The sequence below is a fragment of the Streptomyces microflavus genome (assembly GCF_014650075.1).
GTDB lineage: Bacteria > Actinomycetota > Actinomycetes > Streptomycetales > Streptomycetaceae > Streptomyces > Streptomyces microflavus.
Map to the genome: position 1 here is coordinate 217,173 of NZ_BMUG01000006.1, position 26,905 is coordinate 244,077.

26 protein-coding genes are annotated in these 26,905 nt (G+C 71.9%); 10 read left to right on the plus strand and 16 right to left on the minus strand.

The window, feature by feature from the left end:
• Nucleotides 1-3: 3 nt before the first annotated feature.
• From IE264_RS18990 to IE264_RS19005, 4 genes are all read right to left on the minus strand, one after another.
• Nucleotides 4-1,335: an MbnB/TglH/ChrH family RiPP precursor modification enzyme gene (locus tag IE264_RS18990; protein WP_032753603.1), complete on the minus strand. Its 1,332-nt coding sequence runs from the start codon at nt 1,333-1,335 to the stop codon at nt 4-6.
• 110 nt (nt 1,336-1,445) lie between these two features.
• The gene (locus IE264_RS18995; protein ID WP_031127085.1) at nt 1,446-2,192 is read right to left on the minus strand and encodes a DUF4142 domain-containing protein; all 747 of its coding nucleotides are present in this window, start codon (nt 2,190-2,192) and stop codon (nt 1,446-1,448) included.
• A 136-nt stretch (nt 2,193-2,328) separates the two neighbouring features.
• Nucleotides 2,329-3,045: a haloacid dehalogenase type II gene (locus IE264_RS19000; protein WP_051821688.1), complete on the minus strand. Its 717-nt coding sequence runs from the start codon at nt 3,043-3,045 to the stop codon at nt 2,329-2,331.
• A gap of 44 nt (nt 3,046-3,089) precedes the next feature.
• Nucleotides 3,090-3,827 (minus strand): peptidyl-tRNA hydrolase, encoded by a 738-nt coding sequence (locus IE264_RS19005; protein WP_032753604.1) that lies wholly within the window; start codon nt 3,825-3,827, stop codon nt 3,090-3,092.
• Nucleotides 3,828-3,899: 72 nt separating this feature from the next.
• Here IE264_RS19005 and IE264_RS19010 point away from each other — a divergent pair, with 72 nt between their 5' ends.
• Together IE264_RS19010 and IE264_RS19015 are read left to right on the plus strand one after the other, a co-directional pair.
• Complete coding sequence (locus IE264_RS19010; protein ID WP_032753606.1) at nt 3,900-4,574, plus strand: AIM24 family protein; 675 nt, start codon at nt 3,900-3,902, stop codon at nt 4,572-4,574.
• 41 nt (nt 4,575-4,615) lie between these two features.
• Nucleotides 4,616-4,813, plus strand: coding sequence for a hypothetical protein (locus tag IE264_RS19015; RefSeq protein ID WP_015612185.1), 198 nt, complete (start codon nt 4,616-4,618; stop codon nt 4,811-4,813).
• A gap of 51 nt (nt 4,814-4,864) precedes the next feature.
• Here IE264_RS19015 and IE264_RS19020 read toward each other — a convergent pair whose 3' ends face one another.
• A complete protein-coding gene (locus IE264_RS19020; protein ID WP_032753608.1) occupies nt 4,865-6,571 on the minus strand; it encodes a glycoside hydrolase family 99 protein in 1,707 nt (568 codons plus the stop codon).
• Nucleotides 6,572-7,145: 574 nt separating this feature from the next.
• Between IE264_RS19020 and IE264_RS19025 the strand changes: the two genes are divergently transcribed.
• On the plus strand, nt 7,146-7,466 hold the full coding sequence (locus IE264_RS19025; RefSeq protein WP_032753610.1) for a transcriptional regulator: 321 nt from the start codon (nt 7,146-7,148) through the stop codon (nt 7,464-7,466).
• 8 nt (nt 7,467-7,474) lie between these two features.
• Here the strand turns inward: IE264_RS19025 and IE264_RS19030 are convergent, their stop codons facing one another.
• Entirely contained in the window at nt 7,475-8,296 is an 822-nt protein-coding gene (locus IE264_RS19030; protein ID WP_032753611.1) for a barstar family protein, read from the minus strand.
• A 55-nt stretch (nt 8,297-8,351) separates the two neighbouring features.
• Nucleotides 8,352-8,999: an HD domain-containing protein gene (locus IE264_RS19035; protein WP_015612190.1), complete on the minus strand. Its 648-nt coding sequence runs from the start codon at nt 8,997-8,999 to the stop codon at nt 8,352-8,354.
• Nucleotides 9,000-9,162: 163 nt separating this feature from the next.
• Between IE264_RS19035 and IE264_RS19040 the strand changes: the two genes are divergently transcribed.
• Nucleotides 9,163-10,149 carry a GlxA family transcriptional regulator gene (locus IE264_RS19040; protein ID WP_032753612.1) on the plus strand — a complete coding sequence of 329 codons (987 nt, stop codon included), beginning with the start codon at nt 9,163-9,165 and terminating at the stop codon, nt 10,147-10,149.
• 14 nt (nt 10,150-10,163) lie between these two features.
• Here IE264_RS19040 and IE264_RS19045 read toward each other — a convergent pair whose 3' ends face one another.
• The 4 genes from IE264_RS19045 to zapE form a co-directional block, all read right to left on the minus strand.
• Nucleotides 10,164-10,994, minus strand: coding sequence for a polysaccharide deacetylase family protein (locus IE264_RS19045; protein ID WP_032753613.1), 831 nt, complete (start codon nt 10,992-10,994; stop codon nt 10,164-10,166).
• A 104-nt stretch (nt 10,995-11,098) separates the two neighbouring features.
• Nucleotides 11,099-12,502 carry an alkaline phosphatase PhoX gene (locus IE264_RS19050; RefSeq protein WP_032753615.1) on the minus strand — a complete coding sequence of 468 codons (1,404 nt, stop codon included), beginning with the start codon at nt 12,500-12,502 and terminating at the stop codon, nt 11,099-11,101.
• 137 nt (nt 12,503-12,639) lie between these two features.
• Entirely contained in the window at nt 12,640-13,065 is a 426-nt protein-coding gene (locus IE264_RS19055; protein WP_015612194.1) for an OsmC family protein, read from the minus strand.
• Between the two features lie 114 nt (nt 13,066-13,179).
• Nucleotides 13,180-14,274 (minus strand): cell division protein ZapE, encoded by a 1,095-nt coding sequence (zapE, locus tag IE264_RS19060; protein ID WP_015612195.1) that lies wholly within the window; start codon nt 14,272-14,274, stop codon nt 13,180-13,182.
• A 37-nt stretch (nt 14,275-14,311) separates the two neighbouring features.
• On the opposite strand from zapE, the gene IE264_RS19065 reads away from it, so the two are divergent.
• The 4 genes from IE264_RS19065 to msrB all read left to right on the plus strand — a co-directional run bounded on the left by IE264_RS19065 (nt 14,312) and on the right by msrB (nt 17,718).
• The gene (locus tag IE264_RS19065) at nt 14,312-15,112 is read left to right on the plus strand and encodes a pyrimidine reductase family protein (RefSeq protein WP_032753616.1); all 801 of its coding nucleotides are present in this window, start codon (nt 14,312-14,314) and stop codon (nt 15,110-15,112) included.
• Between the two features lie 226 nt (nt 15,113-15,338).
• A complete protein-coding gene (locus tag IE264_RS19070; protein WP_031127100.1) occupies nt 15,339-15,791 on the plus strand; it encodes a hypothetical protein in 453 nt (150 codons plus the stop codon).
• A gap of 68 nt (nt 15,792-15,859) precedes the next feature.
• Complete coding sequence (murC, locus tag IE264_RS19075) at nt 15,860-17,260, plus strand: UDP-N-acetylmuramate--L-alanine ligase (protein ID WP_015612198.1); 1,401 nt, start codon at nt 15,860-15,862, stop codon at nt 17,258-17,260.
• A gap of 50 nt (nt 17,261-17,310) precedes the next feature.
• A complete protein-coding gene (gene msrB / locus IE264_RS19080; protein ID WP_015612199.1) occupies nt 17,311-17,718 on the plus strand; it encodes a peptide-methionine (R)-S-oxide reductase MsrB in 408 nt (135 codons plus the stop codon).
• A 118-nt stretch (nt 17,719-17,836) separates the two neighbouring features.
• Here msrB and IE264_RS19085 read toward each other — a convergent pair whose 3' ends face one another.
• The 3 genes from IE264_RS19085 to IE264_RS19095 all read right to left on the minus strand — a co-directional run bounded on the left by IE264_RS19085 (nt 17,837) and on the right by IE264_RS19095 (nt 19,711).
• The gene (locus IE264_RS19085) at nt 17,837-18,310 is read right to left on the minus strand and encodes a hypothetical protein (RefSeq protein ID WP_015612200.1); all 474 of its coding nucleotides are present in this window, start codon (nt 18,308-18,310) and stop codon (nt 17,837-17,839) included.
• A 283-nt stretch (nt 18,311-18,593) separates the two neighbouring features.
• The gene (locus IE264_RS19090; RefSeq protein WP_032753617.1) at nt 18,594-18,839 is read right to left on the minus strand and encodes a DUF397 domain-containing protein; all 246 of its coding nucleotides are present in this window, start codon (nt 18,837-18,839) and stop codon (nt 18,594-18,596) included.
• Nucleotides 18,836-19,711 carry a helix-turn-helix domain-containing protein gene (locus tag IE264_RS19095; RefSeq protein WP_032753619.1) on the minus strand — a complete coding sequence of 292 codons (876 nt, stop codon included), beginning with the start codon at nt 19,709-19,711 and terminating at the stop codon, nt 18,836-18,838. Before IE264_RS19095 ends, IE264_RS19090 begins: the two co-directional genes overlap by 4 nt.
• A gap of 152 nt (nt 19,712-19,863) precedes the next feature.
• Between IE264_RS19095 and IE264_RS19100 the strand changes: the two genes are divergently transcribed.
• On the plus strand, nt 19,864-20,328 hold the full coding sequence (locus IE264_RS19100) for an ATP-binding protein (protein ID WP_032753620.1): 465 nt from the start codon (nt 19,864-19,866) through the stop codon (nt 20,326-20,328).
• Between the two features lie 29 nt (nt 20,329-20,357).
• Here IE264_RS19100 and IE264_RS19105 read toward each other — a convergent pair whose 3' ends face one another.
• Nucleotides 20,358-22,796, minus strand: a complete 2,439-nt coding sequence (locus IE264_RS19105) for a GTPase-associated protein 1-related protein (protein ID WP_078657336.1) — start codon at nt 22,794-22,796, stop codon at nt 20,358-20,360.
• A 189-nt stretch (nt 22,797-22,985) separates the two neighbouring features.
• On the opposite strand from IE264_RS19105, the gene IE264_RS19110 reads away from it, so the two are divergent.
• On the plus strand, nt 22,986-23,774 hold the full coding sequence (locus IE264_RS19110) for an inositol monophosphatase family protein (protein ID WP_032753624.1): 789 nt from the start codon (nt 22,986-22,988) through the stop codon (nt 23,772-23,774).
• A gap of 62 nt (nt 23,775-23,836) precedes the next feature.
• On the opposite strand, the gene IE264_RS19115 is transcribed toward IE264_RS19110, so the two are convergent.
• Nucleotides 23,837-26,866, minus strand: coding sequence for a 3-keto-alpha-glucoside-1,2-lyase-like domain-containing protein (locus IE264_RS19115; RefSeq protein ID WP_032753626.1), 3,030 nt, complete (start codon nt 26,864-26,866; stop codon nt 23,837-23,839).
• Nucleotides 26,867-26,905: the final 39 nt, after the last annotated feature.

The window sequence follows — 26,905 nt, forward strand, 5'->3', positions numbered from 1 at the left end:
CGGTCACTTCCCCACGAGGACGGCACGGGCCGCCCGGACGATGCGGGCGGTCCGGCGCGGCGGCCGGGGGCCGGAGCGGTCCTCCCACCAGTGCGTCAGCCGGCGCTGCGCCACGGGATCGGCGAGGCCGCCCGAGATCAGGATCCGCTCGGCGAAGTCCAGGGCGTCGCGCCGGTAGCCACCGCTCATCGGCCGGGCCCTGGCGTAGTCGAGGAACGCGGCACGGTAGCCGTCGCCGAGGATCTGCGGCAGCTCGGGCGCCACCTTGGCGACGACATCGGCACGCTTGGCGGCCAGCGCCCGGCTCTGCACCCGCAGCCGCCGGTGGTCGAAGCCCTCGGGGGCCGGGGTGCCCGCGACGAGCGAGGAGAGCAGCGCGGTCTGGGCGACAGCGGTACGGTCGCGGGCTCCGGGGGCGGCGGGCTTCCCGGCGAGCGGCCCGGCCCCACGCGAGTTGTCCGCACCTGAGGCCGGGGCCGCCGCCCGTGGCGTGACCCGGATGGTCTCCGGCCGGCCCGCCGCCCGCAGCGTGCCCCGGATCGTCTCCAGCTCGGCCGCCAGCTCCGCGCCGGGCGGGAAGGCGTCGTCGCGCTCCAGCAGCACGCCCGGCGGGTCGAACCGGGAGCGGAGCTCGGCCAGCACGTCGAGGACCGGGGCGGTCACCGGGTGGGCGTGCGTGTCGTGCCAGACGCCGTCCTTCTCGACCCCGCCCGCCACATGGACGTAGGCGATGGCCTCCACCGGCAGCTCGTCCAGCGCCTTCGCCGGGTCCTCGCCGCGGTTGACGTGGTTGGTGTGGAGGTTGGCCACGTCGATCAGCAGCCGCACCCCGGTCCGCTCGACCAGCTCCGCCAGGAACTGTCCCTCGGTCAGCTCCTCGTCCGGCCACGAGATCAGCGCCGCGATGTTCTCCAGGGCCAGCGGCACGGGCAGCGAGTCCTGGGCGATCCGGACGTTCTCGCAGAGCACCTCCAGCGCGTCCCAGGTGCGCGGCACCGGCAGCAGATGGCCCGCCTCCAGCCGCGGAGTGGCGGTCAGCGGCCCCCCGGCCCGTACGAACGCGATGTGCTCGGTCACCAGCGGCGTACCCAGCAGCTCGGCCCGCGCCGCGAGACCGGCGAGCCGCCCGGCGTCCGGGCGGTCCGCGCCGCCCAGGCCGAGCGAGACGCCGTGCGGTACGACCGTCACGCCCCGTTCCCTCAGGCGCACCAGGGAGCCCGGGAGGTGGTCGGCGCAGAGGTTCTCCGCCACCGCCTCGACCCAGTCGATCCCCGTGAGCGCCTCCACCTCGGCCGCGATCTCCGGCCGCCAGCCTATTCCGATGCCCAGCTTCATGGTGTCCCCCTTTTCCGCTCTGTCCCGGGGTGATGGCCCCGCTGAGCGGTGGCGAACCCGAACAGGGTGACGTTCAGAGGAGGATTTGAGGTTCCGGGCCCGCGGTCTCGTTACGGCATCGGCGGCATCGTCGGTGGCACCGGCCGCGAGGTGAACGACTGGTCGCCGGTCGGCGTCACCGGCACCGGAACCTGCGGCACCTGCCCGCCCTGCGGCATCGACGGTCCCGAGGGGCTGGCCGTGGACCCGCCGGCCGCCTCGCGCGCCAGGGCGTCGAAGTCGACGAAGCCGGTGCCCTCCAGCATGGTGATGTGGTCCAGAACGGTCTGGTTCGCGTCGCTCGCGAGCTGCCGGATCAGGGTGTTGCGGGTGGTGTGCCGGACCTGGCCTATCAGCCCGAAGACCTTGCCGTGGGCGGCCCGCAGGATGTTGGCGAACTTCCGCTCGTACTCGTCCCCGCTCGCCGCCGTCAGCTCGTTGAGCCACGCCTGCTGCTGCTCGGTCGGCTGGTTGGGCAGCTCCACCCCGAGCTTGGCGGCCACGTCCCGGGCCCGCCGGTCCAGGTCCGTGTGTCCGACGACCAGATGGTCCCCGGCGGCCTTCGTCGCCTCGCTGGGCGCCCGCTCGATCGCCTGCTGCCCGGCGGGCAGCTCCCACAGCCCGGCGAGCCGGACCTTGACCAGGAAGTCCCGGTCGGTGGCGGAGAGGGGGCCCCACTGGGTGGCGACGCTGGAGGCGTTCAGATTTGCCTCGCCGGTGCCGGAACGGTCCGCGTAGGACCAGACGGGGAAGGCGAGTGCGCCGAGTGTGGCGACCAGTGCCGCGATGATGAGGGCCGTTCCGTTGATGCGTCGCAACAAGGTGTCTCCCGGGACGAGGCGTGACAGCGTCGATCAGGCGTCAATCAACCGCCAACCGACTCGCCGTGCAGGCTACTTGGCGGTAATGCCGATGGGGCAGTACCGGGAGGTACGTAGTCGGGCGCAGGAATGCTCAGCCGCGGGCGGACCTTTTCCGGCCGGGGAGGGCGTCGAGCTGGTCGGCCAGATCGGCGAGGCCGTCGGCGTACAGGTCGAACCGGTCCGACGCGGTGGGCGGATCACCGACGGGCCGGGCGACATAGGCGGTACGCAGCCCGAGCGCCTGCGCACCGCGCAGGTCCCAGGCGTGGGCGGCGACCATCAGCAGCCGCTCCGGCGGCAGCCCGGCGACCGTGACGGCCAGCCGGTAGACCTCCGGGTCCGGCTTGTAGGCCCGGGCGTCCTCGGCGGACAGGGCCTGGTGCCAGCGCAGTCCGGCGTGGGCGTTGAGCCCCAGCAGCGCGGTCCGGCTCGCGTTGGAGAGCCCGACCAGCGGAAACCGCTCCGCGAGCCGGGCGAGCCCGGCCACGGTGTCGGGCCACGGCGGAAGCCGGCGGGCGGACAGGGCCAGTGCCGCCACGGCGGCCGGGTCCTCGACCCCGGCGGCCTCGGCGACGAGCCGGGCGGCCTCCCGGTCGAGGGCGTCACTGGCGAGGTAGGGCCGCTCACCGTCGAGGATGCGGCGCTGCTCGCGCTCGATGTGCTGCTGCCACAGCGACAGGAGCCGCCCGGTCCCGGCCGCGTCGAGCGACGGGTCGAGTGCACGGATACCGGCACGGATTCCGGCGGGTTCGTCCACGAGGGTGCCGAGGACGTCGAGGACGAGGACGTCGATGTCCAGCTCTGACACGTCCGACATGGGTGAGGTCTCCCGGTCCCAGAGGTGGTGTGCGTTCACCGGCGGACGCGTACGGCCGGGAGAGGACAGAGACGCCGACCGCCCTCCACCGCGACGGTGGGCCCGGGAGCGATCTCCGTGAACCCCGCGTCGCGCACCACCGGCAGGCCGCTCGTGGTCAGCTCCCGCCAGCGCTCCGGGGTGGCGGTGGCCACGGAGAGCGGGAACCCCGCCTCGCGCCATGCCTTGCGCTCGGTGTCGGACAGCTCCCACCAGGCGAGCTGGGCGCCGTGGCCGACCTGAGCCATCGTCTTGCCCGCCGACATCTCCAGCTCCGGGTTGAGCCAGAGCACCGGGCCCTCCGGGTCGGGGGCGGCGGGCGGCTCGGGGTCGTCCAGGTCGGTGCCGGACACCTGGAGCTTGGCGAGCTCCTTGGGCCAGCCGTCGAGGGGGATCGGCGGGTACACCCGTACCTCCGCGCTCCCGCCCGTCACCGTGATGCCGGGCAGCGCGGCCGCCTTGCGCCACTCAGCGCCGCGCGCCCGGCGCACCACCTTGCGGATCCGGGCGTCCTCCCAGTCCCGCATCGCGCCCGCCCACTCGCCCTCGCCGGTGGACCGCTCGTCGGAGAGGATCGTCAGCACCGCGCGGGCGGCGGTGCGCAGGGCGTCCGTCCGGGCGGGCGGGTCCGTCTTCTCCAGGTGCACCACGAGCGGGAGCACGTACTGCGGTGCTTCGTCCCGGTCGGTCGGACCGTTGTGGAAGGGGCTCTGGGAGGTGTCGTCGCTGCTCACCGTCCCAGTCTGCCAGGCGGTGGGCTGTCACCTCCTTGGCTTAACGGGCCGGTCCGGGTGAGGATGCTCCGCATGAAGAGCGATCTCTTTTCCAGCGAGCACATGGCCCAGCCGGCCACCGCCCCCGGCATGACCCTGCAGAACTCCAAGTCGATCAAGTACGCGGTCAACGGGGAAATGCACGCCCGGCAGGGCTCGATGATCGCCTTCCGGGGTAACCTCCAGTTCGAGCGCAAGGGGCAGGGACTCGGCGGTCTGCTCAAGCGTGCGGTCACCGGCGAGGGCCTCGCACTCATGGCGGTCCGGGGCCAGGGCGAGGCGTGGTTCGCGCACGAGGCCGCCAACTGCTTCATCGTGGAGATGGACCAGGGCGACCAGCTCACCATCAACGGCCGCAACGTCCTCTGTTTCGACGCCACGCTCTCGTACGAGATCAAGACGGTGAAGGGCGCCGGAATGGTCGGCGGCGGCCTCTTCAACAGCGTCTTCACGGGCTACGGCAAGCTCGGCCTGATGTGCGAGGGCACCCCCATCGTGATCCCGGTGACGGCCGCTCAGCCGGTGTACGTGGACACGGACGCGGTCGTCGGCTGGAGCCAGCAGCTCACGACCACCCTGCACCGCTCCCAGAGCGTCGGGTCGATGGTGCGCGGCGGCTCGGGCGAGGCCGTGCAGCTGATGCTCCAGGGCGAGGGGTTCGTCATCGTGCGGCCGAGCGAGGCCAGGCCCGAGAAGACGTCGGGCTGACCCGGCCCGGCCGCCCCGCCCGGTTACGTAGGCTCGGGGGCATGGACGACGACGCCACGTACTGCGTGACCCCCGCAGCCGCCCCCGCAGCCTTGCCGTCCCCCGCGGACGCGGGGCCGCCGTTCGCGGAGTGCGTGCTCTGCCGCGAGCCGACGGAGTACCCCGAGTCCGCCAGGGGCGCCACGCTCTGCCCGGTCTGCGCCTGGCAGGAGGCGGGGCGGTCGGCCTGCTCCGGCTAGGGGGTTGTCCCTATGGGGGGACAGGGCGGGGAGACAGCGGGTATCGGCGGGTCAGGGCGTCGCGTAGACGCTCAGCCCTGACAGCTGCGCGGCGGGCCAAGCCGTGTTGGCCGTGATCTGCACGCGCAGATACCGCACCGGAGCCTGCGGGAACGTGATCGTGACCGCGTTCCCCGTCGCCGGGTCGAAGCGGCGGGCGGCAGAAGAGCTGAGCGCCGTGTAGGCCGAGCCGTCGGCCGACCCGGTCACCGTGAGCGTCTGGGTGCGGGCTTCCCAGGCGGTGACCGGCGGGAGGGTGAGCACCACCCGGGTGACCGGCCGCACCGCGCCCAGGTCGACCTGGATCGACTGGGGCAGGGCCTGGTTGGCGCTCTCCCAGTAGCTGTGCGGGTCGCCGTCGACCGCGTTGCCCGCCCCGTAGTGCTGGGTGTGGCTGGTGGCCGTGACCGGCTTGCGCAGTGCGAGGTCACCGGCCGGTGGCGGGTCGACGGGGCCGCCGGTGGTGGTCGGGGTGGGGCGGACGGGGGTGAGCGCCAGCTCCCCCTTGAGGAGCCGGCCGCCGTCCCCGGTGAGCCGCAGGTAGTAGTCCGAGGAGCAGGCGGTGCCGTCCTCGTCGAGGGCGCGGATACCGGATCCCACGGGCACCTGGTCGGCCTTCTCGGCGGTCTTGGCGATCTGGTTGCCCTCGTTGTACTCGTCGAACATCGAGACGTAGATGCCTTGCACGCCGATCCGCTTCATGTTGTAGAACTGGCGCCACATGAAGTCGCCGTGCGCCCGGTGTCCGGACTGGAGGTCGCCGGGCAGCACGCACGGCTGGTAGTCGATGCCGTGGGCGTCGCACTCGGCCTGGTCGGGGGTGTTGACGTTGGCATAGAAGTTGTCGGCGTCCGCGATGTCGGCGATCCGGCCGACCATCCAGGGCGAGATCATGTCGAAGGAGTGGTAGACGCCGAGGTAGCCGGGCCGGGAGTCCTCCACCCCGCGCCGCCAGTGGGTCGGCACCCCGCCCATCACGTAACAGCCCTGTTCCTTGAACCAGTTGACGACGTCCAGGCACACCTCGGCCGACCAGGCCTTGTTCGGTTCGTTGAAGCCGAAGCCCCAGATGCCGACGACCGGCTTGCCGTTCTGCCGGGCGTAGGCGGGGGAGGCGGTGAGCGCCCGCATCTTCGCGGTCCAGTCCGCCTTCATCTCCGGCTGCATGTTCGTCCAGGCGGTGGCGTCGTACATGACGTAGAACTTCCGCCCGTACCGCTCGGCCGCGTCGCGGACCTTGACGGCCATGGCGTCGCGGGTCGCGCCCTCGCCGCCGTTGGGGTTGAAGCGCTGGAGGGCGGCGGTGTCGATGCCGTACTCGCGCATCCAGGAGAAGTGGGTGTCGACCGTCTGCTGGTCGTAGGAGGAGAACAGGGTCGCGGGCTGCCCGTTGCCGAGGGCGGGGTAGGCCGTGCGATAGGTACGGGTGTACTCGCGTACGTCGGGCCAGCTCACGATGGCGGTGTTGGAAGGCGACGGGGGCTGGCCCCAGTTGTGCGACCAGTGCCACCAGCCGTTGATCGGTGCGCCGTCACCGGAACACGCGAACCAGCCCTGGTACCCGACGGTGATCTTGCCGACGACGTCCCCGGGCGGGGACGCGGCGGGCGCGGCCCGCGGAACGGGCCCGGCCTGCGCGGCCGACGGGACGAGACCGGCGGCCAGGGAGCCGGTCCCGGCGAGCGCGGTGGCGATGATGGTCCGTCTGGAAAGTTCCACGGAGACTTCCTTCGGGTGTGGGGGCGGGTGTGGGGGCGGCTGTGGCGGGTGCGGCCCGGGAAGGGGCGTAGGTGTCGTGTACACAACCGTGATGTCGGCAGCAGGCTAGAAGCCGCCCCGCAGGAAGTCTATGAGTCTGCGCAAAAATCAAAGATTCATAAGCAAAAACAGAGTGGGGAGATCATTTCCTGCGTGCCCATGGGCCTGGAGTTGGCCGTGACGGCCGCCCGGTCACCGTCGATCTCCGCCAGCAGGTCGGTGGTCAGGTGCTGGGAACCAACGGGGTACGGCCTGCGCCGGGGCACGCGCGTGCCGCCTTGGCGGACGCCGAGCACATCCGCGCCTCCGCCGCGGCGCTGTCGGCGACACCCTGGCCGACGCGGACTGGCTGCTGCCGGGCCCCGTCTGGCTGGGCATCCTGCTGGCGATCACCGCGGTGTACGGGGAGCTCTTCGCCGTCGCCGCCAGGTCCTGGCGCAACAGGACCGGGGTGGCTGATCGCGGCCTCGCTGATCGGCGCCGCCGTGTCCGTCGGCTTCCACCTCGCCTTCGTCCGGCTGCACCGGAAGACCGCGTGAGCGCCGGGGCCCACGACCCGTCGGCGGGGTTCGACGCCACGGTCCACGCCCCGAACCGGCTGCGTGTCTGCGCCCTGCTGGACACCGCGGGCGAGGCCGAGTTCGGCCGGGTCCAGGAGCAACTGGGCCTCTCCGCCTCCGTGCTGAGCAAGCACGTCACGGTGCTGATGGACGCGGGCTACGTCGAGCAGCGCAAGGCCGTCCGGGATGCCCGGCAGCGCGTATGGCTCCGCCTGACCCCGGCGGGCCGGGACGCCTACCGGGGGCACCTCGCGGCGCTGCGGGCGATCGTGGGGCCGCCGGATCCGGCGGTCTGATCGAGCTGTCACCGCAGGACGACGCTCACGCCCCGCTCCTCGAAGATCTCCAGGAGCAGGTCGAAGAGCGTGACCTCGCGCTCTCCCGAGTGCACACGCTCTCCCAGCCGCGCCCTGGACCGGGCCGAGAAGTCCCAGTGCACGGTGCACGGCGGGGTGGCGCCCCAGCCGCCCCTCAGGCAGTCGTCGAGGGCGTCGAGGTTCCAGCCGAAGTATCCGCCGGGGCCATTGACGGCTTCACCGATCGCGCAGTAGAAGCTGTCCCGGTCGACGATGTGCCGACCGTCCAAGGCGAACACCTGGCCAGCGGGAGCGTCGGTCCTTCCCCGGCGGCTGTACTCCCGGGACCACAGCGCCACCGACAGCCACGCGTGTCTGTCCTCGGGGGTGAGCTCGTGCCACATGCCGGTGCGGTTCAGCCGGCCCGCGCGGATCAGGTCCCATACGCGTTCCGCTCCGGCCAGGGCGTTCTCGCACCACAGGGACACCGTGAGGTCGACGAGGCCGCCCCCGCAGGCGGAGGGCTCGACGTCGATGACGGTGACGTCGTTGACGAAGTAGGACCCCATGGTGGCACCGGCACCGTCGAGGAGCTCGAACCAGGCGTTCCCCGCCAGGGCGCGACGACTGCCGACGCGTCCCACGCTCTTCAGCAGGCCGCCCAGCGGGAGGCAGCCCTTGAGACGCACCCGGCGTGCTCCCTCTTCGTCCGGCAGCGGCGTGAAGAACCCCTCCGCCTCGCGGGCGGAGCCCCAGAAGTCGGCGTCGTCCTCGTCCGAGGTCAGCGCGTACCTCTGCCCCTCACCTCCCCGCCCTGATGATGTTCGCATCGCACTCCCCGTAAAAGCGCTGATCCTACCGGCGCCCCGCCGACTGCCCGGCCGGTCACTCCGGCCAGTCGGAGCCCTTGATGACCTCCACGAAGTCGCCGCGCTCGAAGCCGGGGACGTAGTGGGCGAGCACATCCGCCTTGACGTTGCCGAAGGTCGTTTCCGGCCGGTCCCGGATGCCCTCGGTGAACGCGGCGAGGATCCCGTTCTTGAAGTCCGGGCGCGGATGCGCCGCGACCACGGCCGCGCGCTGCTCGTCGGTGACGGCGTCGTAGCCGATGCCCAGGACGTCCAGCTCCACGCCCCGGGTCACCAGGGCCACCTCGGGCGCCATGTGCAGCGGGATCTCCGGCGTGGTGTGCAGGGCGATGGCCGTCCAGACCCGGTCGGCCGGGTCGCCGGTGATGCCGTGCGTGCTCAGGAAGCGGCGGGCCTCGTCCGCGCCGTCGATCTCGAAGCGCTGGTCCGTACGGCGGAACCGCCCGGTCAGGCCCAGGTCGTGGAACATCGCGCCCACGTAGAGGAGTTCGGGATCGAAGTCCAGGCCCTGTTCCCGGCCGCGCAGCGCTCCGAAGAGGAACACCCGCCGGGAGTGGTCGAAGACCAGCGGCGTGGCGGCCTCGCGCACCAGCTCGGTCGCTTCCTTGGCCAGGGCGCTGTCGGGGATCCGTACGCCCGCGATCGTTCCGCTCGTGACGCTCATGGTGGGGGCCTCTCCGTGCTCCGTCGGTGGCTGGGGTGCCTGTGGTGTCCGGCGTGCCTGTGGTGCCTGGCGTGCCTGTGGCGTCCGTGCGCCTGATACCAGCCTCGCGCGCTCACGTACGCTGGGCCATGTCCATTCGGCCGAGAGAACCACGGATCCGGACATGACCCGACGCGTCGCCTTCCTCGTCTTCGACGGGGTGACCCTCCTCGACGTCAGCGGCCCCGCAGAGGTCCTGCACCAGGCGGGCCGGCTCGGCCACCCCTACGAACTGCTGCTCGTCTCCCCGTACGGCGGCGATGTGACGACCGCCTCCGGGATGGTGCTGGGCGGGACGGTCGCCCCCGCCGGCGCCGGGCCGCTCCACACGCTCGTGGTCGCCGGCGGGGACCGGCTGGCCGGGCCGCCCCCGGACGAGGAGCTGCTGGCGGCGGCCGATGAGCTCACCGGGCGGGCGGAGCGTGTGGCGTCCGTCTGCACCGGCGCCTTCGTCCTGGCCGGGCTCGGGCTGCTCGACGGACGCCGGGCGGCCACCCACTGGCGGCACGCCCCCACGCTCGCCCACCGCTTCCCCCGCGTGTACGTCGAACCCGACGCCCTCTACGTACGCGACGGCCGCTACGTCACCTCCGCCGGCATCAGCGCGGGCATCGACCTGGCCCTCGGCCTGGTGGAGGACGACCACGGGCCGGACGTCGCCCGGTCCATCGCCCGTGAGCTGGTGGTCTTCCTGCAGCGCCCCGGCGGGCAGTCGCAGTTCTCCACGGCCGTCAGTACGCCACCGGCCCGCAGCGACCTGCTCCGCCCGCTGATGGCCGCCGTGGTCGCCGACCCCTCCGGCGACCACAGCCTCTCCGCCCTGGCCGCGGCCGCCGCGCTCAGCACCCGGCAGCTGGCCCGGCTGTTCCGGAGCGAGCTGGACACCACGCCCGCCCGCTGGGTCGAACGCGTCCGCCTCGACCGAGCCCAGCAGCTCCTCCTCGACGGACACAGCATCACCGCGGCGGCGCTCCACAGCGGTCTCGGCAGCGACGAGAGCCTTCGCCGCGCCTTCGCCCGCCACCTGGGGACCACGCCGAGCGAGTACCGCAGACGGTTCACCACGACGCGCGCCACGGCGGAACTCTCCTGCCCGGGACCCCCCGCCTGAAGCAGCGGGCCCCGTCAACCCTCCATCAGCTCCGACACCTTCACGAAGCGGTAGCCCCGCTTCCGCAGCTCCGGAACGATTCTGCCGATCGCCTCCCCGGTGACCGGAGCCGCGCTGCGCGTGCAGTGCATCACCACCAGCGACCCCGGCCGCACCCCGTCCAGCACCTGTTCGGCCACCGCCCCCGCATCCGTCGCGAACGCGTCGCCGCTCACCACGTCCCACTGCACCGCCGTCACGTTCGCCGGGGTCAGCGCGCGCAGCGCCGCGTCGTCGTAGCAGCCGCCGGGGAAGCGGAAGTACGGCACCACGTTCCGTACTCCGGCCTGCCGGAACGCCGAGAAGGCCCGCTCCACATCGCGGGCCATGGCGTCCTTCCCGACCACCGGCAGGCCGTAGCAGTCGGCGGTGAAGGCGTAGTGGCTGTACGAGTGGTTGGCGACCTCGAACAGGTCGTCCGCGCCGATGCCCTTCGCCTGCGCCGGGTACTCCTCCGCCCAGCGCCCGGTCATGAACACGGTCGAGGGCACCTTCAGCCGCCGCAGCAGCGCGATCAGCTCCGGGTTGTCGAAGCGCTCACCCGCCTTCGCCCGGGGGCCCTGATCGGCCGTCATGTCCGCGTCGAAGGTGAGCGCCACGACCTTCTCCGCCCCGCCCCCGCCCGCTGCCCTCCGCGAGAAGACCGGAGTGCGCCCCGCCGGACCGGGAGCCATCGTCGGCGGCTTCTTCGCAGCGGGGGAGGCGGAGGCGGGAGCCGAGGGGGAAGGCGGGGGCGCGGGGGAGGCACCCCCGCACCCGGCCAGCGCGCCGCCGAGCAACACCCCCGCGACCGTCAGCGTCGTCATCTTCCGTGCAGTAGTGATCACTCACGGAAAATATCCGACAATCATCCCATATTGCCCCTACGGCACTCCGGCGAGGCTCCCCGCCCCCTCGGCTCCCCGCGCCCTCAGCACCACGGCCCCGTCACCGCGAACGTCGTCCCCGGCGTGTAGCAGTTCACGTACATCGTCGATCCGTCCGGCGAGAAGGCGACCCCCGCGAACTCGCCCCACTCCGGCTCCTCCGGCGTCCCGATGTTCTGCCGCCCGCGCGCCATCGTGTAGACCTCGCCCCGCCGCGTCACCCCCAGGACGTGCTGCGCGCCGCCGCCGTCCTCGCAGACCATCAGGCCCCCGTCGGCGGCCAGGCAGATGTTGTCCGGGGACTCGCCGGGGAGCTGGATGTCGGTGTCCGGTCCGAAGACCACGACCAGGGTGAGCCGGCGCTTCTTCGGCTCGTACCGCCAGACCTGGCCGTAGTGGTCGGCCGCCGAGCCCTCGGCGCTGCGGGCGAAGCTGGAGACGAAGTAGACGGACGAGCCGCCCCAGTAGCAGCCCTCCAGCTTCTGGGCGTGCGTGATGCCCTTCGGGCCGAAGTCCTGGAGCCGGATGGGGGTCTCGGCCGCCAGCGGGTCCGGTACGGGCACCCACTCGACCCGGTCGAAGCTCGCGCCGGTCTCCCGGACCGCGGAGAGGTCGGGCAGGCCCGGCACCCGCATCGCCTCCAGCGCCCCGCCCGCCCGCAGCGAACCGGTGCCGCCGAGCGGCCTGGCGGGGAGGAAGCGGTAGAAGAGGCCGAAGGGTTTGTCGAACGCGTCCTCCGTCTCGTACACGATCCCGTTCTTCGGGTCGACCGCGATCGCCTCGTGCTGGAAGCGGCCCATCGCGGTCAGCGGGACGGCCCCGGTGCGGCGCGGGTCGGCGCCGTCCACCTCGAAGATGAAGCCGTGGTCCTTGGTGTACCCGTTGGTCCCGGCCTTGTCCTCGGTCTCCTCGCAGGTCAGCCAGGTGCGCCAGGGGGTGGGCCCGCCCGCGCAGTTCACCGCCGTACCGGCGATGGCGACCCGCTCGCCGAGCACCTTGTTCCGGCCGTCGAGCTCCAGGGACGTACAGCCGCCCTTGGCCGCCGGGTCGTAGGTGAGCCCCGCGACGGTCGGCACGCCGATCTTCGCCGTGTGCCGGTTCTCGTGGTTGCGGACGAGGTGGACGCGGCCGTGGCGGCCCGCGAGGGCGGCCATGCCGTCGTGGTTGCTGGGCACCTTGCCCTCACCGGAGCGCAGCGGGTCGCCCTCCCGGGACAGCACCCGGTAGCGGAAACCTTTCGGCAGATCGAGCAGTCCGTCCGGGTCGGGGACGAGGGGGCCGTAGCCGCCGTGGCCGCGGGCGGCAGCCGTGCCCGCGAAGAGTTCGGAGAAAGCCCCGGTGAAGGCGATCGCGGCCGCTGCGCCGCCGCCTGCCAGGACCTGTCGTCGTGTCGCGGTGTGCCGGGGTGCGGTCGCTGCGGTCGCTGTGTTCCGGGTTTCGGATGACATGAGGCAACTCCCTGTTGGCGGACAGGTGACGTGACCCGCATGTGTGTAGCACGCACAGAGGCGCGGGGGAACCATGCGCGCCCCCGCGCCCCGTGTTGCCGCTGGGACGGCCCGGAGGGGGCCGCCGACGCGGAGGGTCAGGCCAGCGAGGCCGACAGCGTGATCGTCGTGCCCGTCAGCGCCTGGCTGACCGGGCAGTTCGCCTTGGCGTCCTCGGCGGCCTTCACGAAGGCGTCCTCGTCGAGACCGGGGACCTCGCCCACGACGGTGAGGTGGATGCCGGTGATGCCCGTGCCGGGCTGGAAGGTCACCTCGGCCTTGGTCTCCAGCCGGGTCGACGGGGTGCCGGCCCCGGCGAGTCCGTGGGAGAGCGCCATCGAGAAGCAGCTGGAGTGGGCGGCCGCGATGAGCTCCTCGGGGCTCGTCTTGCCGTTCGCCTGCTCCGAGCGGGCCGGCCAGGAGACGGGGTAGTCGCCGATGCCGGAGGAGTCGAAGGTGACGACCCCCTTGCCCTCGAGCAGGTTGCCTTCCCAGTTCGTGTGCGCCTGACGCGTGGTAGCCATGCTGGATCCCTTCGAACGGAACAGTGTGCGCGGTTGTACGGGAGTTGTCCGCGGTCGTACGCGGACGGAGTTACGGGTACGCCGCGAACGGGCACCCGGTGTCACCCCCCGAACCTACTGCGCCACCAGGCCCTTCGCGTCACGTGCCAGTGCTGTCAGCCGCGAGATCGCCCGGAAGTATTTCTTCCGGTACCCGCCGTTCAGCATCTCGTCGCTGAACAGCCTGTCGAACGGCAGCCCCGAGGCCAGCACCGGCACTTCGCGGTCGTACAGCCGGTCGGCCAGCACCACCAGGCGCAGCGCGGTCGACTGGTCGGGCACCGCCGTCACCCCGGTCAGGCAGACCGCGTCGAGCTCGTCGGCCAGCGCCCCGTACCGGCTCGGGTGGACCCGTGCCAGGTGGTCCAGGAGCCCCGGGAAGTCGTCCAGCGACGCGCCCGGCGTGGCGTACGCGGCGCGGGTGACCTGCTCGTCGGTGTACGGCGGCGGGGCCTCGGGCAGCCCGCGGTGCCGGTAGTCCTCACCGTCGATGCGCAACGGGCGGAAGTGCGCGGACAGGCCCTGGATCTCGCGCAGGAAGTCGGCGGCGGCGAACCGGCCCTCGCCGAGCTTGCCCGGCAGTGTGTTCGAGGTCGCGGCCAGCGCCACCCCGTGCTCCACCAGCCGGCTGAGCAGCGAGGAGACCAGCACGGTGTCGCCCGGGTCGTCCAGCTCGAACTCGTCGATGCACAGCAGCCGGTGACCGCTCAGCGTCTGCACGGTCTGCTGGAAACCCAGCGCGCCCACCAGGTTTGTCAGTTCCACGAACGTGCCGAACGCCTTCAGCGACGGCTCGGCGGGCGTGGCGTGCCAGAGGGAGGCGAGCAGGTGGGTCTTGCCGACGCCGTAGCCGCCGTCCAGATAGACCCCGCGCGGCCCGGTCGGAGCGGCCGGCTTCTTGCTCCCGAACCACTTCCGGCGCCCGGAACCCGTCGCGTGCGACCCGCCGAGCCCGGCGGCGAAGCCCGCGAGGACGGTGACGGCCTCGCTCTGGCTGGGCTGGTTCGGGTCGGGTACGTAGGTGTCGAAGCGCACCGAATCGAAGCGCGGCGGCGGCACCATCTCCGCGACCAGACGGTCGGCGGGGACGCGCGGCTCGCGGGCGCACAGGGACAGCGGGGCCATTTCGGCGAGGGGGCTCTGCCCCGGAAACGCGGTGGAGGACGACACAACTCTCCACCCTAAGGCCCGTGCCAGACTGCAACCCATGCGAAGCCTGTTCCCTGTGACGGACCTGACAACAACAGCCGCTGCACCCGACCCCTCGGGGCTGCTCACGGACCGCGAGTGGAGCCTCGACGAGCTGGCCGACGCGTACGCCTACCCGGCGACCGGGGACCCGTGGCTGCGCGCCAACATGGTCTCCACCCTCGACGGGGCCGCCCAGCACGACGGCCGCTCGCAGGGCATCTCCTGCGCCGCCGACATGCGGATCTTCGGCACCCTGCGGGGCCTCGCCGACGTGGTGATCGCCGGGGCCGAGACCGTACGCCTGGAGGGGTACCGTCCGGCCCGCGCCCGGGAGGCCTTCGCCGGGCGGCGGGCGGCCGCAGGGCAGGGCCCAGCGCCCGCCGTCGCCGTGGTGAGCGGCTCGCTGGACCTGGACTTCTCGCTTCCCCTGTTCACCGAGCCGCTGGTCCCGACCCTCGTGGTGACCGGTGCCGGGGCCCCCGCCGACCGGATCGCGGCGGCCCGGAAGGCGGGCGCGGAGGTGGTGATCGCGGGCGAGGGCGCCCGGGTGGACCCGGCCCGCGCGGTGCGCGAGCTGGCGGACCGGGGGCTGCGGCGCCAGCTCACGGAGGGCGGGCCCCGGCTGCTCGGCCAGTTCGTGGCGGCGGGGGTGCTGGACGAGCTCTGCCTGACGCTCTCCCCGATGCTCACGGCCGGGGACGCGCAGCGGATCGCCGGAGGCCCCGGAGTCACCGTGCCGGAACGTTTCGCCTTGGCATCGCTGCTGGAAGAGGACGGTTTCCTCTTCGGCCGGTACCGGCGGGCGGACGCGCGGTAACCCACGGAGGGACGCGCGGTAACCGGAGGAGGGACACGGGGTCACCGACGGGGGGACACTTAGCGGAATTACCCGTTCCGGTTAGCTCCGGCTGGGCACACTTACCTCTGCAGTCCCCGTGGAAGCACGGGGAAGGATGGTTTCAGCAAACGACCGTCGACGGTCGAGCCGGCTGTCGACGAGACGCAGAAGCGGAAGGGCGCCTGTCGTGTTCACAAGCGTTTTGATGATCGAGAAGCCGCTCACTCCCGAGGACGTGGACTTCGTCACCACCCTCCACGGCGAGGAGCGGATCTCGTTCGTCGTTCTGTTGCAGCCGCGCGGCGACCAGGCCGATGTCCTGCTGCGCGCGATCGACGACGTGGCGATGGGGGAGCTCAAGGAGGCCGTCCGCGAGAGCGAGGAGCCGGAGGGCAAGGAGGCCCGCGAGCCCGCCGAGATCGGCCTGGAGTACTCCCTACGGGCCCTGCGCGAGGCGGGCTCCGAAGCGGTCGGACAAGTGATCGAGGACCACCCCCTGGACAAACTGACGACCGTCGTCGAGGAGGCGGGCGCGGACGAGGTCATCGTCCTGACCGCCCCGCACTACGTGGAGGAGTTCTTCCACCGCGACTGGGCATCCCGCGCCCGGCACAAGGTCGGCGTCCCGGTGCTCAAGCTCTTCGCACACAGCGAATAGGCTGGTCCCGCGGTCCGGGTTGGCCCTCGGCCGCAGTCCGAACCTCACCGATCTCCGCAGGAGCACAGATGGCACCCGGCATTCCCGCCGCCATGGAACGACCGCACTTCATCGGCATCGGCGGCGCCGGAATGTCGGGCATCGCGAAGATCCTCGCCCAGCGCGGGGCGAAGGTGGCGGGCAGCGACGCCAAGGAGTCCGCCACCGCCGAGTCGCTGCGGGCGCTGGGGGCGACCGTGCACATCGGACACGCGGCGGGCCACCTGGCCGACGACGCGTCCTGCGTGGTCGTCTCCAGCGCCATCCGCGCCGACAACCCGGAGCTGCTCCGGGCGAACGAGCTGTCCGTCCCGGTGGTCCACCGCTCCGACGCGCTGGCCTCCCTGATGGACGGCCTGCGCGCCATCGCGGTGGCGGGCACGCACGGCAAGACGACCACCACGTCGATGCTGGCCGTCGCCCTCTCCTCGCTGGGCCTGGCCCCCTCGTACGCCATCGGAGGCGACCTGGAGGGCCCCGGCACCAACGCCACCCACGGCGAAGGCGACATCTTCGTCGCGGAGGCGGACGAGAGCGACCGCAGCTTCCAGAAGTACGACCCCGAGGTCGCGATCGTCCTCAACGTCGAGCTGGACCACCACGCGAACTACGCCTCGATGGACGAGATCTACGACTCCTTCGAGACGTTCGTCGGCAAGGTCGTCCCCGGCGGCACCCTGGTCATCTCCGCCGACCAGCCCGGCGCCGTCGAGCTGACCCGCCGGGTCCGCGACCTCTCCGAACTGAAGGTCGTCACCTACGGCTCCGCCGAGAACGCCGACGTCCGCGTCCACAAGGTCACCCCGCGCGGGCTGACCAGCGAGGTCACGGTCCTGCTCAACGGCAGGTTCCTCACCTTCACCGTCTCCGTACCGGGCAGCCACTACGCCCACAACGCGGTCGCCGCGCTCGCCGCCGGGGTCGCCCTCGGTATCCCGGCGCACAACCTCGCCTCGGCGATCGGCAGCTACACCGGGGTCAAGCGCCGCCTCCAGCTCAAGGGCGAGGCGGCGGGCGTGCAGGTCATCGACTCGTACGCGCACCACCCCACCGAGATGACCGCCGACCTGGAGGCCATGCGCGGCGCCGCCGCCGACGCCCGCATCCTGGTCGTCTTCCAGCCGCACCTGTTCTCCCGTACCCAGGAGCTGGGCACCGAGATGGGCCAGGCCCTCGCGCTGGCCGACGCCTCGGTGGTCCTGGACATCTACCCGGCCCGCGAGGACCCGATCCCGGGCATCACCAGCGCCCTGATCATCGACGCGGCGAAGGCGGCGGGCGCCGAGGTCACCGCCGTCCACGACCAGGACGCGGTTCCGGCCGCCGTCGCGGGAATGGCGAAGCCCGGTGATCTCGTTCTCACCATGGGAGCGGGCGATGTCACCGACCTCGGCCCGCGCATCCTGGACCACCTGTCGAGCGGCCGGTAGCCGAGTGGCGACCGGTTCGAGCGACCACCTGTCGAGCTGAGGAGCGGGACGTGTCGTACGACGTCGAGAAGCCGGACGAGCAGTGGCGGGAAGAGCTGACCCCCGCCGAGTACGCGGTTCTGCGCCAGGCCGGCACCGAACCCGCCTTTCGGGGCGAGTACACCGACACCAAGACGGCGGGCCTCTACTCCTGCCGGGCCTGCGGGGCGGAGCTGTTCCGCTCCGACACCAAGTTCGAGTCGCACTGCGGCTGGCCGTCCTTCTACGACCCGAAGGACACGGACGCGGTCGAGCTGGTCGAGGACCGCGCCCACGGCATGGTCCGCACCGAGGTGCGCTGCGCCCGCTGCGGCTCGCACCTGGGCCATGTCTTCGAGGGTGAGGGCTACCCCACCCCCACGGACCAGCGGTACTGCATCAACTCGATCTCGCTGACCCTGGCGCCGGACGAGAGCTGAGCCCCACCGTCTGCCGGTGCCCCCGCCCCTGCGCGTATAGCAGGGCGGGGGCACCGCGCTGTCACGCCCCCCGGGGATACCGGACCGATTCCACCAGACGGGCGCAGCCCCCCGAGGATCACTCCTCGTCGTCGTCGCTCCCGCCCGTTTCCGACCGCAGCAGCGGGTGGATCACGCCGGGGAAGACCCGGGCCCGTACGACCTCCTCGGCCGACCCGCCCTGCACGACCGTCTCCGCGACACCCCAGGGCCGCCCGGCCAGGTGGATGGTCAGGGTGTACGAGGAGGGGCAGCCGGTGCACTCGTAGCGGTCGGCCCACGTCTCGACCTCGGTGGTGGAGCCCGGGTAGCGCTTCACATGGCGGTGGCGGGCGTGGCAGTGCTCGCAGGTCTCGCCGGGCTCACAGGTCCCGCCGCACGGACAGGGCACATCAAAGCTGTCGGCGGGCTTCCAGCGCTGCACGAGGACGGCCTCGCGGGTGGCGCCCATGTCCTTCATGGCCTTGAGGTTGCGGGCGGCGACGTTGTACGACTCGCCGGTGGCGGCCATCCGGTCGCGGATGACGTCCTTGCGTCCACGGTTGGTCGTCATGTCGGCTCCTCCTGGGGTTCACGCACGCGGCCCGCCAGGAGGCCCATGAGTCGTGTCAGTACGCCTTTACGGTACCTGTCCGGGCGCCGGTGGCCTTACGGCACGTGCCGTCGAGGTATCGGCTCACGACGTACCCCAGGGCGATGAGGCCGATCCCGATGACCAGGAGCGACGGCGAGTGCGCGCTCCAGGACGAAGGTGATCAAGGCGTTCCCCCGCGCCAGTGAGCGCGGCTTCCGGGCGTACCCTTCGCAGGACTACGCCTGGATGCTCGGCGCGAGGCTCAGCCCTGGGCGGCGTACGAGAGGAAGTGCGTCCAGGCGGCCGGGGCGAGGGCGAGCTGCGGGCTCTCCTCGATCTTGGAGTCGCGGACGTGGACGCTGGAGGGGCAGGCGGCGACCTCGACGCAGGAGTCCCCGGAGCCGCTGCTGTAGCTCGACTTGTGCCACTCCATCGCAACCTCGACGCACGAGTCGCCGTCGCCACCGCTGTAGCTGCTCTTGAACCAGGCCAGGTCTGTGGTGCTCATCTCGCTCCTCGCATCCGCCGCATCAGGCTCTTTGAGTCGTCCAACGAGAGAGCCTGTGAACGCATACTGGCACACCGCATCTGGAGTGCGCTGATCACTTTGGGGTCGGAGATGAACTGGCCGTACTTCTGCCCTTCCAAGTAGCCGAACCACTGGTGCTCCGGCGTCTCCAGCAACTGCATCGGTCCGTCCAGTCCCGCGTGGTGATGCCGTACCAGCGGCATGATCTGGATGTCCACATTGCGCAGCTCGGACAGGTCGAGAATGTGGTCGATCAGTTCCCTCGTCACCTCCTCGCCGCCCAAGTCCCGCAGGAATAGGTGCTCTTCGAGGATGAAAGTGAACGCGGTGTTGGGGCGGTTCCGCAGGAGTTGCTGACGTTCCAGCCGAGCCGCGAGCTGTGCCTCGATCTGCTCATCGTCGAGCGGCGGCAACTGGTCGGCGAACAGCGTCCGCGCGTACGCAGGCGTCTGCAACAGGCCCGGAATCAACCGGCACTCGTACGTGTACAGGCTCAGCGCCCCCAACTCCAGCTGCGCCCACTGCCGGAACCAGCTCGCCAACCCCTTCCGTCGCGTCAGGTGCTTTGCCGCGCCCAGGATCACCCCGAACGCGTCCAGGATCTCGTCCGCAAGCTCCGCGAAGTCCGGCGGTGGGAGCCGGCGGCCCTGTTCGATGGAGGCGACGGTCTCGGGGGAGTACCCGACGAGCGGGGCGAACTGCTCCTGCGTCAGGCCCGCCCGCTTGCGGAAGTTCTTGACGACTTCTCCGAACATCTTGAGGCTGTAATGCGGTTCGGGTTCGCCGCTGCGCCCACCGCCGTTGCCGAAGGTCCCGTACGTGCTGTCGATGCCATCCGTGCCGTGCGTCATGTACGGCCACCTCCCCGTGCGCTGTCCTGGTTCGCAACCCGTCCATGCTCACGGAACGTGATCCGTACTGTCTACCCTTTGCACCCGTACGCTGACTCAGCGTACGGATCGGTGACCTGGTGGTGGAGGGTCGGGGCCGGGAATCTGGGGGCATGGAAGCACCTACGAAGACCCAACCCAATGTAACCGTACGTGTGTTCAAGCGGCAGTTCAGCTCGAATCCGCGCGGTGCACGGCTCGCCCGCCGGATCGGTCTCTACCGGCTGCACACCTGGGGCATCCCGTACCTCAGTGACGCCTCGGAGTCGGCCGCCCTGATCATCGGGGAGCTGACGGCCAACGCGGCGACCCATGGGCGCGTACCCGGCCGTGACTTCGAGCTGTGCCTCTCGCACACCCCCGGCGGCCGGGAGATCCTCGGCGTCCTGCGGATCGAGGTGTCCGACACCCGCACCGAGTGCCGGCCGCCCGGGCCCGGCGAGATCGCCGTACCGGAGGACGGGGACGACAGCGGGCGGGGGATGCTGATCGTGGACGCGCTGGCGGACCGCTGGGCGGTCATCGACCGTGAACCGCCGGGCAAGACGGTCCGTGCCGAACTGGACCTGCTGTACTGAACGCACGTCCGGCCATGGCGGCTTCGGGGTCAGCCCCGCCGCACCCGCCCCGCGATCCGCCGCCCCAGGCGGCCCAGCGCGCTCGACCTGTTCCAGTCGCGGAAGGCGACCGCCCGGCCGCTGCTGCCGGTCCGCCCCACCGTCTCCTCCACCTCCGCGACGGCCTCCGCCGTCATCGCGCGCACCGCCGGGCGCAGCACCTCGTCCAGGAGGGCGGCGGCCGTGGTCGTCCAGGCGGCGCCCGCGTGGGGGTGGGCGGTCCAGTGGGTGAAGCAGTCGGCCGCGTAGGCGGGGTGGGTACGCAGCCGGGCGCGGGTCGGCTCCGAGCGGGCCGCGCGGTCGTAGGCGGCGATCAGTTCGGCGTCGTCGCTCCGGACGAAGTCGTACAGCTCCGCTCCCGGCCGGTCCGGGGCCAGCAGGCGTTCCACCAGGGCGGTGAACGCCCTTTCCTGGACTGCTGGTTCGAGAGGTTCGGCCCGGTCGCGGAGCGTGCGGACCTGCTCGGCCCAGCCGGGCTCGGGCGCCCCCGTCCGCAGGTCGCGGCAGAGGTCCAGGAGCTGGAGCGCCGCCCGCTCCCGGCCGCCGATCTCCTGCGGGAAGGCCTGCAGCAGGTCGTGGGCGAGCGCGGTGGCGTCCTCCGTGTCCGCCGGGGCGCCGAGCGCCGCATCGACCAGGCGGGCCCACGTACCCGCCGCCCGATGTGCGTCCGAGGTCGCCGCCTCCAGCAGCATCCGGGCCTCCTCCACGGTGGGCGCCCGGTCCTCCCAGACCAGGCCCACCGCCGTACGCAGGACCAGCGGCTCGGCGAAGGGGGAGAGGCCGGCCGCCCGCAGGACGCGGTGCCAGACGGCCGTACGGTCCCGGCCCAGGGTGGTCATCGCGCCGGGCACCTCGGCGCACATCCGCAGGTGCGGCAGCGCCTGCGTCCCGGTGAACGGCAGCGCGACCCGCTCCAGGAACCGGGCCACCGCTCCGGGGTCCTCGGGCGCTGTCCGGTCCAGCGCGCCGAGCAACGCCGTCCGCACATCGAACTGTTCGTCCAGCAACTCCAGGAGCGCCGGTGCGAAGGCGGACGGCCCCGGTTCTTCGGACGCCTCCGCCAGCAGCGCAGGGGCCAGCCGGTCGACGACACCCGGCAGCAGCTCCGTACCGTTCACGCCCAACAGCCTCGCCACCCGCAGCAGTTGTACGGTCCTGGCCACCGGGCGCGCCCCGCCCGCCCCGCTCTCCAGCTCGGTCAGGATCTCCGGCCCGAGCACCCCGGCGATCGCCTCCCCGTCCGGGCCCACGAACGCGTCCCGGCGCGGCAGTTCCAGCGAACCGTTGCCGCCCCGCACCGCCTCCGTCACCAGCATCGCGGCGAGCGGCGCGGTGACCGAGGCCGGACACCGCCCGTCCAGAGCGCCGAACAGCCGCCCCACCGCGTCGAATTCGGAGCCCGTACGGTCATCGATCCCCGGCGAGGCCAGCGCCTCCACCAACCGGCCGATCCGCTCCGCGTCCAGCGCGTACGGCCGCTCCGCCGCCCAGCCGGCCGCCGCCGCACGCTCCTCCGGCCCGAGCGCGACCCCGTTGCACAGGGCGATCACGGCCAACGGCCCGGCGGCGAAAGGGTCCCCGGGCAGCTCACGCGCCTCCTGGAACAGCTCCGGCGCCCGGCTGCGCCACACCCGGGCCGCGGTCCGGGCCCACATGTCCGGCGTGCCGTCCACCGGGGGCCGGTCCGCGCACACATGGACCCGCAGCCCCGCCTCCCGCGCCGCCGCGGCGTCCTCCGGCAGCGCCCCCACCACCCGCAGCGCCGAACTCCCCGGCCGCCGCGTGTAGGTGGTGAACGTCAGCCGCTCCACGCTCTCCCTGGGCAGGGTGACCGCCGCCAGCCCCAGCCAGCGGGCCACATCCGCGTTCTGCCTCTCCACCAGCACCACCGGCCCGCCCGCGGGGGCCTCCTCGCTCGCCCGGCGCAGATCGGCGAGGACGGCCGCCAGCCAGGGGCCGCGCGAGACGGCGAAGTCGTCGAGCCCCTCGCGTACGGGGGCGGGGCCCGGCGGCAGCGCGCCGAGCGGGTCGGGCAGCGTGCCGCCCACGGGCGTCACGGAGACCCAGTGCGGCGACCGCCACGCCTCCACCGGCAGCCGGTCGCCCGGCAACGGCACGCCGGAGGGTATGTGCACCGCGTGCGCGTGGAACCGGACGGGCGCCGGGCCCTCGCCGCGCGCCGGAGCCGTACGGCCGACCAGACGGCTGCCGTCGGAGAGGGCGGCGTACGTGAACGCCTGGGGCAGTGAACGGAGTTCGGCGTCGGCGGGCCGGTGCGAGGCCCCGTCGGGCAGGGCGTACCCGACCAACGGCTCGATCTCCGCGAGCAGCGCCTGCGACACCCCGGGCCCGACCGCCGTGAACCGGCCCGCCGTCTTCTCCGCGTCCCCCGGCGCGGCGGAGATGTAGTGCACCTGTGCAAGGCTCAATTGTCGGCCCTCTTCGTCCTGCCGCGACCGGTCCCCGCTCCACCCACCACGCGACCGGGTCGGGGGAGAGAAGTCCACGGCCGCGGGGGCGACGTTATCAAGGAGAGCGGCGGTATCCCTACGCTGCGTCAGGTACTGGCCCGAAGGCCGTTCCCCGGTCGGCCGCCCCGACTCGGTAGCCTGCACGGCATGATCAACTCATTCGCACGTCCCGGGGATGCCGAAGTCGCGATAGCCGGGGCCCGCGCCGGTGCCGAGGTGGTCCGCGCCCTGTACGGCCGGCGGCTCGACCGTATCGACAAAGGTGCCGGGGACTTCGCCACCACCGCCGATGTGGAGGCTGAGAAGGCGATCCTCGGGTCCATCCGTGGAGCCCGGCCCGACGACGCGGTGCTGGGCGAGGAGGGCGGGTACCGGGGCGCCGCCGACGCGGAGCGCCAGTGGCTGGTGGACCCTTTGTGCGGCACGCTGAACTACGCCGTGGGCAACATGCTGGTGGCCGTCAACGTGGCGCTGCGCGACGGGGCGGCAGCGGTGGCCGACCCCTTCAGCGGTGAGGTCTTCTTCACCGACGGGGAGACCGCCCGGGTGCGGCGCGAGGGGGCCGACGAGCCGCTGACGCCGACGTCCACCACCCGGCTGGTGGACGTCAACCTTGATCCGCCGTTCCCGAGCGCGCCGGGAATCCGGGCCGTGAACCTGCTGGCCCACCCCGAGTTCGTCCGACGCTTCCGGCCGCGTGTCGTCTCCACGAGCCTGGCGCTGGCCTGGGTCGCGGCCGGCAAGCGCGCCGCGTACGTCACCGATGGAGGCGACCTCTCCGGGAGCGTCCACTTCGCCGCAGGGATCGCTCTGTGCCGGGCCGCGGGCTGCGTGGTGACCGGGATCGACGGCGCCCCGGTCGGCGAGGGCCACGGGCTGGTGGCCGCCGCCGACGAGGAGACCCACGGGCAGCTGATGTCGATGCTCGGCGGCTGACGCCGGGGTCGGAGGGGCGGTGGCCGGTGGGCCACCGCCGCCCCCTCTTCCGGGTCCGCCGCCTACGTCAGCGGCTCCACCCACACATTGCGGTACCTGATCTTGCTGCCGTGGTCCTGGAGCTTGATCGCCCCCGCCGTCGCGGCCTCGGCCGCTCCGCCGCCCGTCTGGCTGTCCACCGCCACATCGTCGTGGACGGTGACTCCGTTCCAGACGACGCTGATCCTGGCGTCCTCCGTCTTGTTGCCCGATGCGTCGAAGCGGGCCGAGCGGAAGGTGATGTCGTACGTCTGCCAGGTCTCCGGCGCCGTGGCCGCGTTCACGTCCGGGGCCTTCTTCGTGTAGATCGCCCCGGCCTCGTTGTCGGCGAGCGTGTCGTCACCGTAGGAGTCCAGGATCTGTACCTCGTACCGCTCCTGGAGGTAGACCCCGCTGTTGGCGCGGTCCTGGCCGGTCACGTCCGGCGGGAGGTTCGGCAGCCAGAACTCCACATGGACGCGGAAGTCCTCGAACCCCTGCTTGGTGCGCAGGTCACCGTTCCTGATCTCCATCTCCCCGCCGCTCACCGGCCATTCGGGGCTGCGGCCGTCCGGATGCTGCCAGGACGCCTGGTCCGTACCGTCGAAGAGCGGGATGCGGGCGCCCTTCGGGTGGACGGCGATCATGTCGAGGTTCACATGCCCGGTGTCGCCGCTGTCGTAGGAGTACGTGATGGTGTTGTGGCCTGCCTTCAGCTCCAGTTGCTCGTTCTTCGTCGCCCAGGTCTTCCAGTCGGTGGTGGAGGCCGGCTTCGTCTGCCGGACCTTCGTCCCGTTGACGTGGACGCTGATCGTCTTGGTGCCGGGGGCCGGGTTCGGGCCGTTGGAGTAGCGCAGACCGACGTCGTGCGGGCCCGCCTTCGTGGTCTCCACGTCGAAGGTGACCGCCGCGCCCTCGTTGCCGAAGTTGTCGACGAAGCCGCCGCCCGAGTAGCCCGCGTGCTCGGTGTCGACCCCCGCGCCTCCGGTGAGGGCCGCCTCCTCCGCCTCGTACAGGGTGGGCGGAGGCTGGTCGCCGGGAAGGGAGTTGAGCGTGTACCAGGCCTCCGTGGACCACAGCTCCGTGCCGTTCGCGGAGGAGAAGGGGCGCGGGGAGCGGACGTGGACGACCCGGTTCGCCTTGAGGCCGGGGAGAGCGAGCGTGACCTTCTTACGGTCCTCGGAGAGCGTTGCCGAGCCGACCTGGAGGGTCTCCTCGTCGATCTTGGGGCCGCCGTAGGCCGGGGTGGGGGCGTACGTCCACTGCTCGACCTGGTAGCTCTCGGCGAGCTTCGCCGCCGTTTCGTCTGAGAGGGGCTCGGTGTACTCCAGCTCGAAGCCGCCCGGCTTCGCCCGCATCGCCAGGATGTCGAACGCCTTGTCACCGCTGGGCGAGAGCTTCTGGAGCCCGTAGGCGAGCTTGCCCTCCTGACCCCAGTTGCCGCCCGCGCCGAGACCGCCGGCGTAGATCGCGCCGTCCGGACCCATGCTGATCCGGTTGACGCCCGCCTCCAGGCCCTGGGTGAAGCGGAAGACCGCGCCTTGGTACTCGCCGTCGACCTTCTCCAGGTAGGCACGTTGGATACCGCCGTACGTCACGTCCCCGAACAGCATCTGCCCGGCGAACCGGCCCTTGGTCAACTGGAGAGGGGTGGAGGGCGAGTTGGCTATCTCGTTCTGCGGGAGCCAGAGCACCGGCTTGGTGACCGGCTTCGTGTCGAAGGGGCCCGAAGGGTTGGTGTAGTGGTTGAAGAAGCGGTCCTGCTTCACATGGACCAGCTTCGAGGAGGGCAGCCAGCCGCCCTGGTTGTCCAGGACGAACAGGTCGTTCTCCGGGCCCCACCCGATGCCGTTGGGCGTACGCAGGCCACCGGCGATGTAGTCGACCTTGCCGGTCTCCTTGTTCACCTTGATGGTGGAGCCGCGGTTCGGGGCCGGCTGCGGGTCGGTCGTCGCGCCGCCGTAATTGATCGCGACGGACAGGTTCAGGTAGAAGTAGCCGTCCCGGTAGAGCAGGCCGAAGGCGAACTCGTGGAAGTTGCCGCCGTACGGCCAGGTGGCGACGGTCCGCCGCTCGTCGGTGACGTCGTCGCCGTCCGTGTCGGTCAGCTCGGTCAGCTCGTGCTTCTGCGAGACGTAGAGCTTTCCGTCGACGGCCTTGATGCCCATGGGCTCCTTGAGCCCCTCGGCCACCTTCTTCGCCTGCACCTTGTCCGGGCCGCTCTCGCCCCGGACACCGTCGAGGAGATAGACCTCGCCGGTCTCGTTGTCCGTACCGCCCCAGGTGGTCACGGCGAGCCGCCCGTCCGGCAGCCAGTCCATCGCGGAGACCTGCGGCTCGAAGCCCGCCGGGCGCAGATCGGTGAGCGCGTAGTCCGGGTGCGTCTCGGTGAGCGGCAGCCCGTCGCCGGGGGAGTCGAGCGCACCCTCGCACTCCTTGCGGCCCGGCGCCGTCACCCGTACGACGTCGGCGTCGGTGGACAGCACGGAGTTCGGTACGACGGTGAAGCCGCCGGCGCCCGGCGGCTGCCAGGCGAGCGTGATCTGCTGGCCGCCGGTGCGGTCGAAGTGGTCGATACGGAGGGAGTGGTGGCCCGTCGTGAGGGTGACCGTGCCGTCCTTCGGGTCGGCGCCGTGCAACCCGTCGTGGTCGATGACGAGTCGGTCGTCGATCAGCAGGCGTGACCCGTCGTCGCTGGTGAGGCGGAACGCGTACGAACCGTCCTCGGGGACGTCGATGTTGCCCGTCACCTGGGAGACGAAGCGGTCCTCGAAGCCGAAGTCGTCCGGCGCGTCCCAGTCGATCTGCGGCATCAGCTTGTCGACGTTGGGCGTCTGGCCCGCCTTGATGTCGCACAGCTCGTCCAGGGGGACCTGTACGTCGAAGACGCGCAGGGTCACCCCCGGTTCCTGCGGGGGGAGTTCGTCCGGCGCCCCCGGTGCGGCGGTGGCCGGGACGGCGGCGAAGGCGCCGACGAGGAACGAGGAGACCAGCAGGCCGGTCAGGTGCCTGCGGAACGGCCCTCGCCCGAGGGCGGGTCGTCTGCGGAAGGGGTGGAACGGCCGTGGATGCATTCTTCCTCCTGGCCCCTCGCAGCGAGAGGCACGTCGCGG

Bases quoted from the DNA above. Each gene is read 5' to 3' on its own strand.
- IE264_RS18990 (WP_032753603.1), bottom strand. From the start codon at position 1,335: ATGAAGCTGGGCATCGGAATAGGCTGGCGGCCGGAGATCGCGGCCGAG.
- IE264_RS19010 (WP_032753606.1), top strand. From the start codon at position 3,900: ATGAAGAGCGATCTCTTTTCCAGCGAGCACATGGCCCAGCCGGCCACC.
- IE264_RS19015 (WP_015612185.1), top strand. From the start codon at position 4,616: ATGGACGACGACGCCACGTACTGCGTGACCCCCGCAGCCGCCCCCGCA.
- IE264_RS19030 (WP_032753611.1), bottom strand. From the start codon at position 8,296: ATGCGAACATCATCAGGGCGGGGAGGTGAGGGGCAGAGGTACGCGCTG.
- IE264_RS19035 (WP_015612190.1), bottom strand. From the start codon at position 8,999: ATGAGCGTCACGAGCGGAACGATCGCGGGCGTACGGATCCCCGACAGC.
- IE264_RS19040 (WP_032753612.1), top strand. From the start codon at position 9,163: ATGACCCGACGCGTCGCCTTCCTCGTCTTCGACGGGGTGACCCTCCTC.
- IE264_RS19045 (WP_032753613.1), bottom strand. From the start codon at position 10,994: ATGACGACGCTGACGGTCGCGGGGGTGTTGCTCGGCGGCGCGCTGGCC.
- IE264_RS19050 (WP_032753615.1), bottom strand. From the start codon at position 12,502: ATGTCATCCGAAACCCGGAACACAGCGACCGCAGCGACCGCACCCCGG.
- IE264_RS19055 (WP_015612194.1), bottom strand. From the start codon at position 13,065: ATGGCTACCACGCGTCAGGCGCACACGAACTGGGAAGGCAACCTGCTC.
- IE264_RS19065 (WP_032753616.1), top strand. From the start codon at position 14,312: ATGCGAAGCCTGTTCCCTGTGACGGACCTGACAACAACAGCCGCTGCA.
- IE264_RS19070 (WP_031127100.1), top strand. From the start codon at position 15,339: ATGATCGAGAAGCCGCTCACTCCCGAGGACGTGGACTTCGTCACCACC.
- murC (WP_015612198.1), top strand. From the start codon at position 15,860: ATGGCACCCGGCATTCCCGCCGCCATGGAACGACCGCACTTCATCGGC.
- IE264_RS19085 (WP_015612200.1), bottom strand. From the start codon at position 18,310: ATGACGACCAACCGTGGACGCAAGGACGTCATCCGCGACCGGATGGCC.
- IE264_RS19090 (WP_032753617.1), bottom strand. From the start codon at position 18,839: ATGAGCACCACAGACCTGGCCTGGTTCAAGAGCAGCTACAGCGGTGGC.
- IE264_RS19095 (WP_032753619.1), bottom strand. From the start codon at position 19,711: ATGACGCACGGCACGGATGGCATCGACAGCACGTACGGGACCTTCGGC.
- IE264_RS19100 (WP_032753620.1), top strand. From the start codon at position 19,864: ATGGAAGCACCTACGAAGACCCAACCCAATGTAACCGTACGTGTGTTC.
- IE264_RS19110 (WP_032753624.1), top strand. From the start codon at position 22,986: ATGATCAACTCATTCGCACGTCCCGGGGATGCCGAAGTCGCGATAGCC.
- IE264_RS19115 (WP_032753626.1), bottom strand. From the start codon at position 26,866: ATGCATCCACGGCCGTTCCACCCCTTCCGCAGACGACCCGCCCTCGGG.